This is a genomic window from Kitasatospora purpeofusca (assembly GCF_000718025.1).
Classification (GTDB): Bacteria; Actinomycetota; Actinomycetes; order Streptomycetales; family Streptomycetaceae; genus Kitasatospora; species Kitasatospora purpeofusca.
This window is the reverse complement of the sequence record NZ_JODS01000001.1, coordinates 594,802-607,099: the sequence shown is the minus strand read 5'-3', so window position 1 is coordinate 607,099 and position 12,298 is coordinate 594,802. Positions and strand designations below refer to the sequence as shown.

Genomic DNA, 12,298 nt, shown 5'->3' with positions numbered 1-12,298 from the left:
CCCCCGACCCACGGTCGGGGGGCCTTCGGCGTTCCCGGCGCGGGCGGGTCAGCCCGGGTGGGTGCCGACGGCGTCGCGGATCTGGTCGCCGAGGCCGCCGTTGACGCGGGCGCAGTGGGCGCAGCAGAAGAACATCCCGGCGACCTCGACACCGTGGCCGACGATCCGGACGCTGCACTGCTCGCAGCGCGGAGCGAGCTTCTCCATGGCGCACTCGAAGCTGTCGAAGGTGTAGACGTCGCCGGTGACGGTCTTGATCTCGAAGGCGAGCCAGTAGTCGTTGCCGCAGGTGACGCAGGTGGCCATGGCGGCGCACTTCCTTCCGGGCGGACGGCGGGGCCGGGCGGCTGCCCGGCCCTTCCCAGTGTCCGAGCGCCCTCGGCGGGCGGCCACCCGGTGGGGCCACCCGGTCATGCGGAGCGGGCGGAGAGCTCCTTCAGGGCGCCGAGGACGCGTTCGGCGTCGTCGGCGGCGACGAAGAGGTGGTCGTGGTGGTAACCGGCCACCACGTTGCAGCTGAGTCCCTCCTCGGCGAGCCGGGTCGCGACGGCGGCGGTCAGGCCGACGGCTTCCAGGGCGGAGTGGATCCGCAGGGTGATCCAGGCGGCCACGTACTCGTAGCGCAGGCCCAGTGCGTCCGCCTCCTCCTGGGCCACCACCACGGTCACCCCCTCGGGTTCGGCGACGGTGGCGACCGGCCGCAGTCCGGCGGGCACCTTGTTGGGGAGCGTGCAGTAGACGTACCGCCCCGGGTTGAGCTCGGGGCGCAGGTCGCGCAGCAGCGTTGCGAGGTCTCGTTCTCCGGCCATGGACGCACCGTAGCGGCCGAGGGGGTGGCAGTGTCGGAAGGTGTATCGGAAAGCGTTGACGACCGACAGTCAGCGATATATCGTCGAGTTATCGAGACAGTAACTCGACTGTCCCGAACGATCGTCTGACGATCGTCGCGACGGGGCCGCGTCCGAGCGGTCCGAACTGGAGGTGGGTGCCATGCGCCCAGGACGATTCCGTGGAGAAGGCGGTCCCGGCGGTTGCCGCCCGGGGCCGGAGTTCGCCGGCGCGCCCGGTGAGAGGTACGAGGGCCGGGGGGCGTTCGGTCCCTTCGGGCCGCCCTTCGGCGGCGGCGGGCCGGGCGGACGCCCGGGTCCGCCGTGGGCCCGGGGCGGCTTCGGCGGGCCGCCGCCGTGGGTGCGCGGACGGCGCGGCGGGCGGGCCCGGCGCGGGGACGTGCGTGCCTCGCTGCTGGCGCTGCTCAAGGAGCGGCCGATGCACGGCTACGAGATGATCGCCGAGATCGCCGAGCGCTCGGGCGGGGCCTGGCGGCCCAGTCCCGGCTCGGTCTACCCCACCCTCCAGCTGCTGGAGGAGGAGGGCCTGGTCACGGCGGAGGAGGTCGGCGGCAAGCGGCTGGTCCAGCTCACCGAGGCGGGCCGGACCGAGGCCGAGGCCGGACCGGACGAGCCGTGGGCCGAGGCCGGCCAGGAGGTCGACTGGGCCGCGGTCCAGGAGGTCGGCCAGGCGCTGGGCGCGGTGGAGCAGGCCGTCCGCCAGGTCATGGCGACGGGCACCGAGGCGCAGCGCGCCAAGGGCCTGGAGGTGCTCAACGAGGCCCGCAAGAAGCTGTACCTGATCCTGGCCGAGGACGCCTGACCGGTACGGGTCCCGGCACCGCTGCCGGGAGGGACGGTGCGGCTGCTCAGGAGCGGACGGCGAACAGTGCCACGCACGCGAGCAGCAGCACCGTCCAGCCGAACCAGAGCCAGCCGTTGGATCCCAGCACCGCGCTGTAGACACTGATCGCCACCAGCAGGCCGACCGTGACCCCGGCCGCCTGCCGATTGTGCAGCGCCACCGACCGGGAGCGGTTCCTCGGGTGCCGTTCGGTTCTCGCCATGGCCGTCCTCCCGCGAGGGGAGGCGGCCGTCACCCGGAAGCGCGGGCGGTGGCCGCCTCGTCGTACTCGTAGCGCCAGAACCAGCGGGTGCCCCGCTGCTGCTTGGCCCGGACGTACACCAGTGTGCGCGCCGGAGTGTCCCCGTGCGAAGGGACCGGCACGGTGTACTTCTTGGGCACCCCGTACATCGGGCCCAGCGGGATGGGGAGGGTCCGGCCGTCCAGGGGGCCGCCGACGAATTCGGTGTCCGCGCTCTTCACCCCACCAGGGTCTCACCCCGGCGGGGGTTCCCGGCGGGCCGGGCGCAGGGGGCCGACCCGGCCGCCGCGGGCGCCCCGGCGGAGGCCGTGTGAGGGCCGGGTGCCGGGAGTGTGACCGGAGAGGCACCGCCCCCGGTCATCCGAAGGGCCCGCGCACCCTTATCCTTCCTGTTACGCCCTCGGGGTCCACCCGGGTCAGCGGGCCCGTACGGGCCGGGCGAGGCGCATCTCATCGTGCCCGCCGGGCCGCCGAGCCGCAGCCGTCGTGCCGCCTTGACTCCGTACCGTGACCCCGGGCGTCGACCGTCCGGCAACCCCGGCTCCGGCCGGCGGGGCGCGGGACCGCAGTGCCGAGCACCACCCGGGGAAGCAGCGGGGGGCGCCGTGCGTTGCGTCGGAGTGGTACGTCGAACGCTGTGTCACACCAGGCACGGCAATGCGCGGAAGGGGCCCGATGGAATCCGGCGGCAGGTGGACGGCCTGGTGGCAGAAGCGGGATCGTGAGCGGGCCCGGTCGGCGGCACCCGACACCCCCGCGGCCAGACTGGACCAACTGCTCGGCGCCGTGCGCGCCGGCTTCCCGCTCGCTCCCGCCGCGCATCCGGCCGGGTACCGCTGTTCCTGCGACCGGGTGGCCTGTCCGGCCCCGGCCCAGCACCCGGTCTCCTTCGCCTGGCAGACGCAGGCCACCACCGACCCGGAGCAGCTGGCCCGCTGGCTCTCCCGTGACCCGCTGGCCAACTTCGTCACCGCCACCGGCCGCGCCCACGACGTACTGGACGTCCCGGCCGAGGCCGGCCGGCTCGCCCTGGAGCGCCTGACCGCGCTCGGCGTCGAGGGCCCGGTGGCCGCGGTCGGCGAGGACCGCTATCTGTTCTTCACCGCCACCAGGGGCACCCCGGTGGACGAGGACGAGTGGTGGCCGAGCGCCCTGGACTCCACGCCCGACACCATGTCCGAGCACCCCGGCCTGCGCTGGCACTGCCGCGGCTCGTACACCCTGCTGCCGCCGGCCGCGCTGCCGGACGGCTCCGAGGTGCGCTGGCTGCGCGGGCCCGAGCAGCCGCTGCCGGACCCGCTGCGCGTCCTGGACGTGCTGACCGACGCCTGCACCGAGGTGGGCGCGGTGGCCGAGGAGCAGTGGCTGATCGGCTGACGAGCCGTCCGCCGACGTGGGCCGGCCCGACGGGTCGGCCCACGTCGTCCGGCGCTACGGCAGGGTGAGGACCTCCGCGCCGTCCGCCGTGACCACCAGGGTGTGCTCGAACTGGGCGGTGCGCTTGCGGTCCTTGGTGACGACGGTCCAGCCGTCCGGCCAGATCTCGTAGTCGTAGGTGCCCAGGGTGAGCATCGGCTCGATGGTGAAGGTCATGCCCGGCTTGATGACCTCGGTGACCCGCTCGCTGTCGTAGTGCGGGACGATCAGGCCGGAGTGGAACGACGTGTTGATGCCGTGTCCGGTGAAGTCCCGGACCACGCCGTAGTCGAAGCGCTTGGCGTAGGACTCGATGACCCGTCCGATCACGTTGATCAGACGGCCCGGCTTGACCGCCTTGATGGCCCGGTCCAGCGACTCCCTGGTCCGCTCGACCAGCAGCCGGGACTCCTCGTCCACGTCGCCGACCAGGTAGGTGGCGTTGAGGTCGCCGTGCACCCCGTGGATGTACGCGGTGGCGTCGATGTTGACGATGTCGCCGTCCTGGAGGACGGTCGAGTCGGGGATGCCGTGGCAGATGACCTCGTTGATCGAGGTGCAGACCGACTTGGGGAAGCCCCGGTAGCCGAGGTCGGACGGGTAGGCCCCGTGGTCGCACATGTACGCGTGCGCGACCGCGTCCAGCGCGTCCGTGGTGACACCGGGGGCGATCAGCTTCGCCGCCTCGGCCATCGCCCGGGCGGCGATCCCGCCGGCGATCCGCATCTTCTCGATCGTCTCGGCGGTCTGCACCTCGGGCCCGGTGTACGGCGTCGGGGCGGGCTTCCCGACGTACTCGGGGCGCGGGATGTGCGCCGGGACCTTGCGGATGGGTGACTGGATGCCGGGTACGAGTGCCATGGCGCCGATTCTAAGTGTCGGGCCCTCCGCTCCGGGGGCGGGCACCGGGTGTGCGGACGGCGCCGGGGCGGGGAATGATCAGGACGACGCGACGCCACGGCGGGGACACGACCGCCGATACGGAGGTGACCACCATGGCCCTGGGATTCCGCCGGAACAAGCCGACCGGCCGGCCCGGCGAATGGTTCTACTGCATCAAGCACGGCAAGGTCGAGGAGGGGCCGGAGTGCCCGGCCAAGGACCGCCTCGGCCCGTACGCCACCCAGCAGGAGGCGGCGCACGCGCTGGAGACCGCGGAGCTGCGCAACCGCGAGTGGAAGAACGACCCCCAGTGGAACGACCGGCCGCAGGACGGCGCGGGGGAGTAGCCCTGCTCTGCTAGCCCGCGGCGGCGGGGCTCTCCTCGGCCGAGGCGGGTCCCGCCGCCCGTTCCGACGCCGCCCGTTCCGACGCCGTCCGTTCCGCCGCCGCGCGCTCGTGCTCGGCGCGGACGGCGGCGGCGTGCGGGTCGGTGCGGTCGTCGTAGGACAGCAGCCGGGGCAGTGCGGTGGCCAGCGCGAGCACGCCCACCACGCAGGCCACGCCGCCGACCCACACCGAGGCCCGGACGCCGACCAGTCCGGCCATGCCGCCCGCCCGGACCTGGCCGAGCTGCGGCCCGACCGAGTAGCTGAGCAGCTCGACCCCGGCCATCCGGCCGCGCACCGAGTCCGGGATCGACTGGTTCCACAGCGTGGAGCGCGCGATCCCGCTGATCTGGTCGGCGCCGCCGGCCAGCGCCAGGAACAGCAGCACCAGCCAGACCGAGCCGGACAGGCCGGCCAGCGCGATCGCCACGCCCCAGCCGAGCGCCGCGACCAGCAGCAGCCGGCCGTGCCGGTGGATCCGGGACGTCCAGCCGCCGGTCACCGAGACCAGCAGGGCGCCGACCGCCGAGGCGGCGTACATCGGGCCGAGCGCCCAGCCGGCGTCCAGGTCCGCGGCCAGGAACGGGAAGATCGCCACCGGGAAGGCGAACAGCATCGCGCACAGGTCGATCGCGTAGGTGCCGAGCAGGTCCTTGCGGCTCCACGCGTAGCGGACGCCGGTGAGCACCGCCCGCACCGAGGGCTTCTCGGCGCCGGTGGGCGGCGGCACCGCCCGGATCCGGGAGAGCAGCAGCAGCGAGGCGGCGAAGGTGACCACGTCCAGGGCGAACGCGGTCTGCACCCCGGCGAAGGTGACCACGATGCCGGCCAGGGTCGGACCGGCCACCGAGGCGGCGTTGCGGTAGAGGGAGTTGAGCGCGAAGGCGGCGGTCAGCTGGTCGTGCGGGACCAGCCGCGGGGTGAGCGAGTCCAGGGCCGGTCGCTGCAGGCCGTCGGCGGCGGCGACCAGCGCGGCCACCAGGTAGATCGGCCACAGCACGGGGGTCGGCAGCAGCGCGTTGACCAGCAGCAGGGCGCTGAGCAGGCCGAGGCCCGCCTCGGCGAACAGCACCAGCCGGCGCCGGTCGAGCGCGTCGGCGAGGGCGCCGCCCCAGAGGCCGAAGACGATCAGCGGGACCAGCTCGAAGGCGCCGACCAGGCCGACCGCGACCGAGGAGTCGGTCAACTCCTTGATCTGCATCGGCACGGCGACATAGGTGAGGAAGCTGCCGAACCCGGTGACACAGCCGGAGAGCCACAGCAGGCGGAACTCCCGGGAGGAACGCCAGGGGGTCAGGTCGGGGGCGACCGTGCGCAGCAGGGACTTCACCCGACCGCTCGGAGACGGGGCGGCTTCGTTCACGAGCGACCATCCTCGGCGGGGGCCGGGCCCGGCCGCAACGGATTTTCCGGCCGCCGCCGCACCGGCCGCCGCCCCCGCCCGCCGCCCTACCCGCCTGCCGTCCGGCCCCCGCCCGTCGCCCCGCCCGCCGTCACCAGCGGCTGATCGTCGGCCCCGCCGTGAGCCGCTCGGCGAGCGCGGCCAGCCGCCCCAGCGCCGAGCGCTGCCCGGGCGGCTTCCCGGCGGCGGCGCTGACCAGGTGCTGGGCGAGGTCGAAGGGCTCGTCCTCGGCCGTGCCGACGGCGAGCCGCCGGTGCGCCAGCCCGGCCAGGTCGTCCGGGCCGGCGGACCCGTCCGTGCCGCCGGGCGCCGCGCCCTGCAGCGCCAGCACCGTCGCCCCGTGCCGCCGGGCGTCGTGCACCCGCTCCAGCAGCGGCTCCCCGGCCGCGGACGGGGCGACCACCAGGACGGTCGCGCCGCGCCCGGCCCCGGTCAGCCGGCCGAGACCGTGCGCCAGATGGGCGGGGGCGGCGGCCGGGACCCGGTGCCGCAGCAGGGTGGGCGCCAGCCGGGGGACGTCCGACCAGGCGGCCTCGTCCTCCAGATGGGCCGCCAGGTGCCAGGGCTCGTACCCCGTGGTGCCGACGAGCAGTAACTCGCCCGCCCCGCGCCGGGTGACCGCGTGCCGCAGCTCCCCGGCGAAGCCACCGACGGCTTCCAGCCAACCGGTTCCGGCCAGACGGTCCCTCAGTGCCGAAACTCTCACCGCGTCCATGGCACTCAGGATGTCGCGACGGGCCGCTCGTTTGGCAGGATCGGCCCATGACTTCCCTCGATTCAGCGACAAACCCGGCCCATGAGCTGCCGGACGTCTCGCAGCTGGTGGTCGGTGTCCTCGGCGGCACCGGCGACCAGGGGCGGGGGCTGGCCCTGCGGCTGGCCAAGGCCGGCCAGCAGGTGATCATCGGATCGCGCGACGCGGCCCGCGCGCAGGCCTCGGCGGACGCGATCGGCCTCGGGGTGCGCGGCGCGGACAACGCCGCCACCGCCCGTGAGAGCGACATCGTCATCGTGGCGGTGCCCTGGGACGGGCACGCCGCCACCCTTACCGCCCTCCGCGAGGAGCTGGCGGGCAAGATCGTGGTGGACTGCGTCAACCCGCTCGGCTTCGACAAGCAGGGCGCCTTCGCACTCGTCCCGGAGGAGGGCAGCGCCGCCCAGCAGGCCGCCGCCCTGCTGCCGGACTCCCGGGTGACCGCGGCCTTCCACCACCTGTCGGCGGTGCTGCTCCAGGACGAGTCGATCGAGCGGATCGACACCGATGTGATGGTGCTCGGCGAGGAGCGGGCCGCCACCGACATCGTGCAGGCGCTGGCCGGCCGGATCCCCGGCATGCGGGGCGTCTTCGCGGGCCGGCTGCGCAACGCGCACCAGGTGGAGTCGCTGGTGGCGAACCTCATCTCGGTCAACCGCCGCTACAAGGCGCACGCGGGTCTGCGCATCACGGACGTCTGAGCAGCGGCGTCCACCGACTGCCCGGTCCGGTCGTCCGACGATCGGACCGGATCGCCGACCTCACCCCTGGACCCGGTCCGGGGGTGAGGTCGGCGACAATGGGGGCCGACCTCACCCCCGGCCGCAGGAGTACCCCGCCATGCCCCGCACGTCCGTCCTCGCCTCGCTCGTCGTCGTTCTCGCGCTGGCCGCCGCCGTGGTCTCGCTGGTGCAGGGCTGGTGGCTCGGCCTCGTCTGGCTGCCGATGGCCGGCATCGCCAGCAATGTGCTCTGGATGAACGTGCGCCGGGAGAAGCTGGCCCGCGCGGCGGCCGAGCGGGCCTGAGGCCCGCTCCGGAGGACGCGCCGCCCCGGTCCGGTCCGTCCGGTCAGTTCTTCCAGAACATGAACAGCTCGTGGCCCACCTGTGCGTAGACCCGGTCGACGCCCAGCAGCTCCATCGCCCCGTAGACGACCTCGAAGAACCAGTGGTTGATCTCCGGCTGCCAGAGCAGCGCGAAGACGGCCAGCATGCCGTACGGCGCGAACGGCTCGATCGCGCGCCGGGTCTTGGCCGACAGCCACGGCTCCACGATCCCGTAGCCGTCCAGGCCGGGCACCGGCAGCAGGTTGAGCAGGGTCGCGCTCAGCTGGAGCATGCCGAGGAAGCCCAGGGCGAGCGCCAGCGGCGAGACGTCCAGCTCGTAGCCGCTCCAGACCGCGTGCACCGAGGAGTCGTCCAGCCAGCCCGCGCCGACCGGGACCAGCAGCAGCACCGCGGCGAGCAGGTTCACCAGAGGTCCGGCGGCCGAGATCAGGCTGTGCTTGAGCCGGCCCCGCACCCGGTGCCGCTCGATCCAGACCGCGCCGCCGGGCAGGCCGATGCCGCCGAGCAGCACGAACACGATCGGCAGCACGAAGCTGAGCAGGGCGTTGGCGTACTTGAACGGGTTGAGGGTCAGGTAGCCCTTGGCGCCGACGCTGATGTCGCCGCCGTGCAGCGCGGTGCGCGCGTGCGCGTACTCGTGCAGGCAGAGCGAGACCATCCAGCCGGCCACCACGAACAGGAAGATCCCGAACCGGGCGTTGCCGTAGCCCTGGAACACCGCCACGGCGGAGGTGGCGAAGATCGCGAGCAGGGCCCAGAACACCGGGCTGATCCGGCGGTCCTCGCTGCGTGAGCGCTGCGTGGCGGCGAAGGTCATGGTGTGGGTGCTCCGGGGGTCGGGAGGGCGATGGCTGGGCAGAGGCCGATCATGCCGGGCGGGCCCGCGCCGGACAAGCCGTCCAGGGTGAACGTACGGAGCCCGGCACCGGGTTCCTGGCACGGTCCCCCGGAGTCAGGGTGCAGTCAGGGTCGAGGGCTGGACAAATGTGCGTGGGGGACGGGGTCGATCCACCAGAATGGTGCGGTGCACTACGGCATCCTCGGCACCACCACGGCCCACCACGACGACGGCACCCCGGTCCCGCTCGGCGGAGCCCGGCTGCGCGCCCTGCTCGCCGCACTGGCCCTGCGCCAGGGGCGGCCGGTGCCGGCCGACCTGCTGGTCGACGAGGTGTGGGACGCCGAGCCACCGCAGGACGCGTCGGCCGCGCTCCAGACCCTGGTCGGCCGGCTGCGCCGGACCATCGGCCGCGACCGGGTCGGCTCCGGCCCGGCCGGGTACTGGCTGACCGAGCCCGCCACCGACCTCGCCGAGTTCCAGCGGCTGGCCGGGGAGGGCCGCCGGGCGCTGGAGCAGGGCGACCACGTGTCGGCCGCCGAGCGGCTGCGCGCCGCGCTCTCGCTGTGGCGCGGACCGGCGCTCGCCGACCTGCCGGACCGGGGCGGCCCGGCGACCAGGCTGGAGGCGCAGCGCGAGGAGGTCCGCCGGCACCGGATCACCGCCGAGCTCGGCCTCGGCCGGGCGGCCGAGCTGGTGGCCGAACTCGCCGAGCTGTGCGAGGGGCGGCCGCTGGACGAGCCGCTGCAGTACCTGATGGTCCGGGCGCTGCACGAGTCCGGCCGGACGGCCGAGGCGCTGCGCCACTACGAGAACACCAGGCGCGCCCTGGCGGACGAGCTGGGCGTCGATCCCGGGCGCCGGCTCCAGTCGCTGCACGCCGAGCTGCTGAGCCCGACCGGGCCGGTCGAACCGGCCGCCCCGGGCGCGGAGCCCGCCCCGTCGGCAGCAGCGGCACCAGCACCAGTACCGGCGCCGCCCGCCCGCGCGCCCGGCAATCTGCGCGGTCGGCTGACCAGCTTCGTCGGCCGGGAGAACGACCTCGCCGCGCTGCGCTCCGTCCTGGCCACCAGCCGGCTGGTCACCCTCACCGGCCCCGGCGGCTCCGGCAAGACCCGGCTGTCGGTCGAGGCCGGCCGGCTGGAGCAGGGCGCCGGGAACTGGCCGGACGGCGTCTGGGTGGCCGAGCTCGCCCCGGTGGAGCGCCCGGACGCGGTGCCGGGCGCGGTGGTGTCGGCGCTCGGCCTGCGCGCGACCGTCCTGCACACCGGCGCCAGCATGGTCGCCGAGGTGATCGAGGGCCGCACCGACGACCCGGTGCGCCGGCTGATCGAGCACTGCGGGCGCCGCCGGATGCTGCTCGTCCTGGACAACTGCGAGCACCTGATCCAGTCCGCCGCCGACCTCGCGGACACCCTGCTCACCGAGTGCCCGGGGCTCACCGTGCTGGCCACCAGCCGGGAGCCGCTGGGGGTGCCGGGCGAGACCGTCCTGCCGGTGGAGCCGCTGCCGGACCCGGTGGCGCTGCGGCTGCTGACCGAGCGGGCCGCCGCCGCCCGCCCCGGCTTCGACCCGCGGAGCGACCCGGAGGCCTGCGCCGAGATCTGCCGCCGGCTGGACGGGCTGCCGCTGGCCATCGAACTTGCCGCCGCCCGGCTCCGGGTGATGACGGCCCGGCAGATCGCGGACCGGCTGGACAGCCGGTTCGCGCTGCTCACCGCGGGCAGCCGGACCCTGCTGCCGCGTCAGCAGACGCTGCGCGCGGTGGTCGACTGGAGCTGGGACCTGCTCGGCAAGCAGGAGCGCGCGGTGCTTCGCCGGCTGGCGGTGTTCGCGGGCGGCTGGAGCCTGGAGGCGGCCGAGTCGGTCTGCTCGGACGAGACCGAGGTGCCCCGCGAGGAGGTCGCCGACCTGCTGCTCTCGCTGGTCGACAAGTCCCTGCTGGTGGCCGACCTGGACGGGGAGGGGCCGCCGCGCTACCGGATGCTGGAGACCATCCACGAGTACACGGACGAGCGGCTGGCCGAGGCGGAGGAGACCGCCGCCACCGGGGGCCGGCACGTCGGGTACTTCCGCGAGCTGGTCCGCGGCGCCGATCTCAACATCCACGGGCCCGAGCAACTGCACTGGCTGGCGGTGCTGGAGCGCGAGCACGACAACATCCGGGCGGCGCTGCGCCGGGCCGTCTGCCGCCGGGACGAGGACGACGCGCTGGTCCTGGCGCTTGGCATGAGCTGGTACTGGTCGCTGCGCGGCTACAGCCAGGAGGCCCGCCGCTGGTACGACGCGGTGCTGTCGATCGGCCCGGACCCGTTCGCCGACGCCCGTCCGGTGCCGCTGGACCGGCATGTGCTGGAGTACCCGGTGCCGATGCCGCCGGAGGCGCTCGGGGAGGCCCGCCGGGCGATCGTCATCTACCGGCTGATCAGCATGTTCGAGGGCAATCTCGACGTCCTGGCCGACCAGGAGGCGGTCGCCATCGCCCGCAAGGTCACCGAGGCCTACGGCCGCGACCTGCCGCAGTCCTACCGCTTCCCCGGGCTGATGCGGGTCTTCGGCGCCTTCCTGATCGGCCAGCTGGACACCATGCGGGAGCTGCTGGACGACGCGGTGGAGGGCTGCCGGGAGTACGGCAGCGCGAGCGACCTGGCGTTCATCCTGCAGATCCGGGCCAAGATGATGAACGACTGGCCGGGCGGGGCCGAGCAGAGCACCCTGGACGGCGAGGAGTCGCTGGACCTGTACCGCAGAGCCGGCGACCGCTGGGGGATGTCCCAGGCGCTGTCCGCGCGCGGCGAGTCGCTGGCCAACCAGGGCCGCTCGGCGGACGCGGTCGAGGCGTACCGCCGGGCGATCGAGCTGGCCGAGGAGCTGGGCGCGCCGCAGGAGGTGCCGATGCTCCAGGTGCACCTGGGGTCGGCGATGCTGGACGCGGACCTCGACGCGGGGGAGCGGCGGATCCGGGCGGCGCTGGACGGGATCGAGCCGGGGGACAACCAGGCGACCAACGGCGCGCTGCTGTTCGGTCACCTGATGCTCTGCGGCATCAGTGTGCAGCGCGGGGACTACGAGCGGGCCCTGGCCGAGCTGGACGTGCTCCGGTGGACGCGGATCGGCGCCTTCGCCCCGGACGTGGTGGGCGGGATGCTGACGGTCACCCGGGGCTGGATCACCGCCCGGGCCGGCGATCCCGACCTCGGACGGGAGCTGGTCCGCGAGGGCCGGCAGCTGATGCGCTCGGTGCCGGCCGCGGCGAGCGGCTTCGTGGAGCAGATGTCGGTGATGCTGCTGCCGCCGGTGATCGGGCTGCTGGAGGCCTTCGCCCGGCGGGACGGCGATCCGGTGCAGGCCCGGCTGGCCGCGGTGCTGTTCGGCGCGCACGCCGGGATGAACGGCCCGAAGGGCGGCTACCTCGACCGGGTCGAGCGGGAGCGGGCCGAGGAGATCCTGCGCGGGATGCTCGGTGACGCGGAGTTCGAGGCGGCCACCGCCGAGGGGCGGACGATGTCGATGGCGGAGACCAACGCCATGCTCGACGAACTGGTGCGCTGAGCCGGGAGCCGGCCCCGGGCGCTCCCCTCGCGCGTCCGGGACCGGCGTACCGGCCGGTCGGGCCGGT

At 74.4% G+C, this 12,298-nt stretch carries 14 protein-coding genes; 6 read left to right on the top strand and 8 right to left on the bottom strand.

What is annotated here, in order from left to right; genetic code table 11:
* Positions 1–48 precede the first annotated feature (48 nt).
* Both IF01_RS0102770 and IF01_RS0102765 read right to left on the bottom strand, forming a co-directional pair.
* Positions 49–306, bottom strand: a complete 258-nt coding sequence (locus IF01_RS0102770) for a metallothionein (protein WP_030391599.1) — start codon at positions 304–306, stop codon at positions 49–51.
* Positions 307–410: 104 nt separating this feature from the next.
* Positions 411–809, bottom strand: coding sequence for an ACT domain-containing protein (locus tag IF01_RS0102765; protein ID WP_030391598.1), 399 nt, complete (start codon positions 807–809; stop codon positions 411–413).
* Between the two features lie 181 nt (positions 810–990).
* Between IF01_RS0102765 and IF01_RS45165 the strand changes: the two genes are divergently transcribed.
* Positions 991–1,650 carry a PadR family transcriptional regulator gene (locus IF01_RS45165; RefSeq protein WP_078879584.1) on the top strand — a complete coding sequence of 220 codons (660 nt, stop codon included), beginning with the start codon at positions 991–993 and terminating at the stop codon, positions 1,648–1,650.
* 46 nt (positions 1,651–1,696) lie between these two features.
* Here IF01_RS45165 and IF01_RS48040 read toward each other — a convergent pair whose 3' ends face one another.
* Positions 1,697–1,894: a hypothetical protein gene (locus IF01_RS48040; RefSeq protein WP_149030497.1), complete on the bottom strand. Its 198-nt coding sequence runs from the start codon at positions 1,892–1,894 to the stop codon at positions 1,697–1,699.
* A gap of 29 nt (positions 1,895–1,923) precedes the next feature.
* Complete coding sequence (locus IF01_RS0102750; protein WP_030391596.1) at positions 1,924–2,154, bottom strand: DUF8847 domain-containing protein; 231 nt, start codon at positions 2,152–2,154, stop codon at positions 1,924–1,926.
* A gap of 454 nt (positions 2,155–2,608) precedes the next feature.
* Here IF01_RS0102750 and IF01_RS0102745 point away from each other — a divergent pair, with 454 nt between their 5' ends.
* A complete protein-coding gene (locus tag IF01_RS0102745; RefSeq protein WP_030391595.1) occupies positions 2,609–3,310 on the top strand; it encodes a bifunctional DNA primase/polymerase in 702 nt (233 codons plus the stop codon).
* Positions 3,311–3,364: 54 nt separating this feature from the next.
* Here IF01_RS0102745 and map read toward each other — a convergent pair whose 3' ends face one another.
* Entirely contained in the window at positions 3,365–4,210 is an 846-nt protein-coding gene (map, locus tag IF01_RS0102740; RefSeq protein WP_030391594.1) for a type I methionyl aminopeptidase, read from the bottom strand.
* A 134-nt stretch (positions 4,211–4,344) separates the two neighbouring features.
* Here map and IF01_RS0102735 point away from each other — a divergent pair, with 134 nt between their 5' ends.
* Positions 4,345–4,578 (top strand): hypothetical protein, encoded by a 234-nt coding sequence (locus tag IF01_RS0102735; RefSeq protein WP_030391593.1) that lies wholly within the window; start codon positions 4,345–4,347, stop codon positions 4,576–4,578.
* Positions 4,579–4,588: 10 nt separating this feature from the next.
* On the opposite strand, the gene IF01_RS0102730 is transcribed toward IF01_RS0102735, so the two are convergent.
* Complete coding sequence (locus IF01_RS0102730) at positions 4,589–5,980, bottom strand: MFS transporter (protein WP_244215402.1); 1,392 nt, start codon at positions 5,978–5,980, stop codon at positions 4,589–4,591.
* 130 nt (positions 5,981–6,110) lie between these two features.
* A complete protein-coding gene (locus IF01_RS0102725) occupies positions 6,111–6,734 on the bottom strand; it encodes a hypothetical protein (RefSeq protein WP_030391591.1) in 624 nt (207 codons plus the stop codon).
* A gap of 47 nt (positions 6,735–6,781) precedes the next feature.
* Here IF01_RS0102725 and npdG point away from each other — a divergent pair, with 47 nt between their 5' ends.
* Entirely contained in the window at positions 6,782–7,474 is a 693-nt protein-coding gene (gene npdG, locus IF01_RS0102720) for an NADPH-dependent F420 reductase (protein WP_030391590.1), read from the top strand.
* Positions 7,475–7,613: 139 nt separating this feature from the next.
* Positions 7,614–7,799 (top strand): hypothetical protein, encoded by a 186-nt coding sequence (locus IF01_RS0102715; RefSeq protein ID WP_030391589.1) that lies wholly within the window; start codon positions 7,614–7,616, stop codon positions 7,797–7,799.
* A gap of 43 nt (positions 7,800–7,842) precedes the next feature.
* Here the strand turns inward: IF01_RS0102715 and IF01_RS0102710 are convergent, their stop codons facing one another.
* On the bottom strand, positions 7,843–8,658 hold the full coding sequence (locus tag IF01_RS0102710; RefSeq protein ID WP_030391588.1) for a site-2 protease family protein: 816 nt from the start codon (positions 8,656–8,658) through the stop codon (positions 7,843–7,845).
* Positions 8,659–8,865: 207 nt separating this feature from the next.
* Here IF01_RS0102710 and IF01_RS0102705 point away from each other — a divergent pair, with 207 nt between their 5' ends.
* On the top strand, positions 8,866–12,231 hold the full coding sequence (locus IF01_RS0102705) for an ATP-binding protein (RefSeq protein ID WP_030391587.1): 3,366 nt from the start codon (positions 8,866–8,868) through the stop codon (positions 12,229–12,231).
* The last annotated feature ends 67 nt before the right edge of the window (positions 12,232–12,298 follow it).

Bases quoted from the DNA above. Each gene is read 5' to 3' on its own strand.
- IF01_RS0102770 (WP_030391599.1), bottom strand. From the start codon at position 306: ATGGCCACCTGCGTCACCTGCGGCAACGACTACTGGCTCGCCTTCGAG.
- IF01_RS0102765 (WP_030391598.1), bottom strand. From the start codon at position 809: ATGGCCGGAGAACGAGACCTCGCAACGCTGCTGCGCGACCTGCGCCCC.
- IF01_RS45165 (WP_078879584.1), top strand. From the start codon at position 991: ATGCGCCCAGGACGATTCCGTGGAGAAGGCGGTCCCGGCGGTTGCCGC.
- IF01_RS48040 (WP_149030497.1), bottom strand. From the start codon at position 1,894: ATGGCGAGAACCGAACGGCACCCGAGGAACCGCTCCCGGTCGGTGGCG.
- IF01_RS0102745 (WP_030391595.1), top strand. From the start codon at position 2,609: ATGGAATCCGGCGGCAGGTGGACGGCCTGGTGGCAGAAGCGGGATCGT.
- map (WP_030391594.1), bottom strand. From the start codon at position 4,210: ATGGCACTCGTACCCGGCATCCAGTCACCCATCCGCAAGGTCCCGGCG.
- IF01_RS0102735 (WP_030391593.1), top strand. From the start codon at position 4,345: ATGGCCCTGGGATTCCGCCGGAACAAGCCGACCGGCCGGCCCGGCGAA.
- IF01_RS0102725 (WP_030391591.1), bottom strand. From the start codon at position 6,734: ATGGACGCGGTGAGAGTTTCGGCACTGAGGGACCGTCTGGCCGGAACC.
- npdG (WP_030391590.1), top strand. From the start codon at position 6,782: ATGACTTCCCTCGATTCAGCGACAAACCCGGCCCATGAGCTGCCGGAC.
- IF01_RS0102715 (WP_030391589.1), top strand. From the start codon at position 7,614: ATGCCCCGCACGTCCGTCCTCGCCTCGCTCGTCGTCGTTCTCGCGCTG.
- IF01_RS0102710 (WP_030391588.1), bottom strand. From the start codon at position 8,658: ATGACCTTCGCCGCCACGCAGCGCTCACGCAGCGAGGACCGCCGGATC.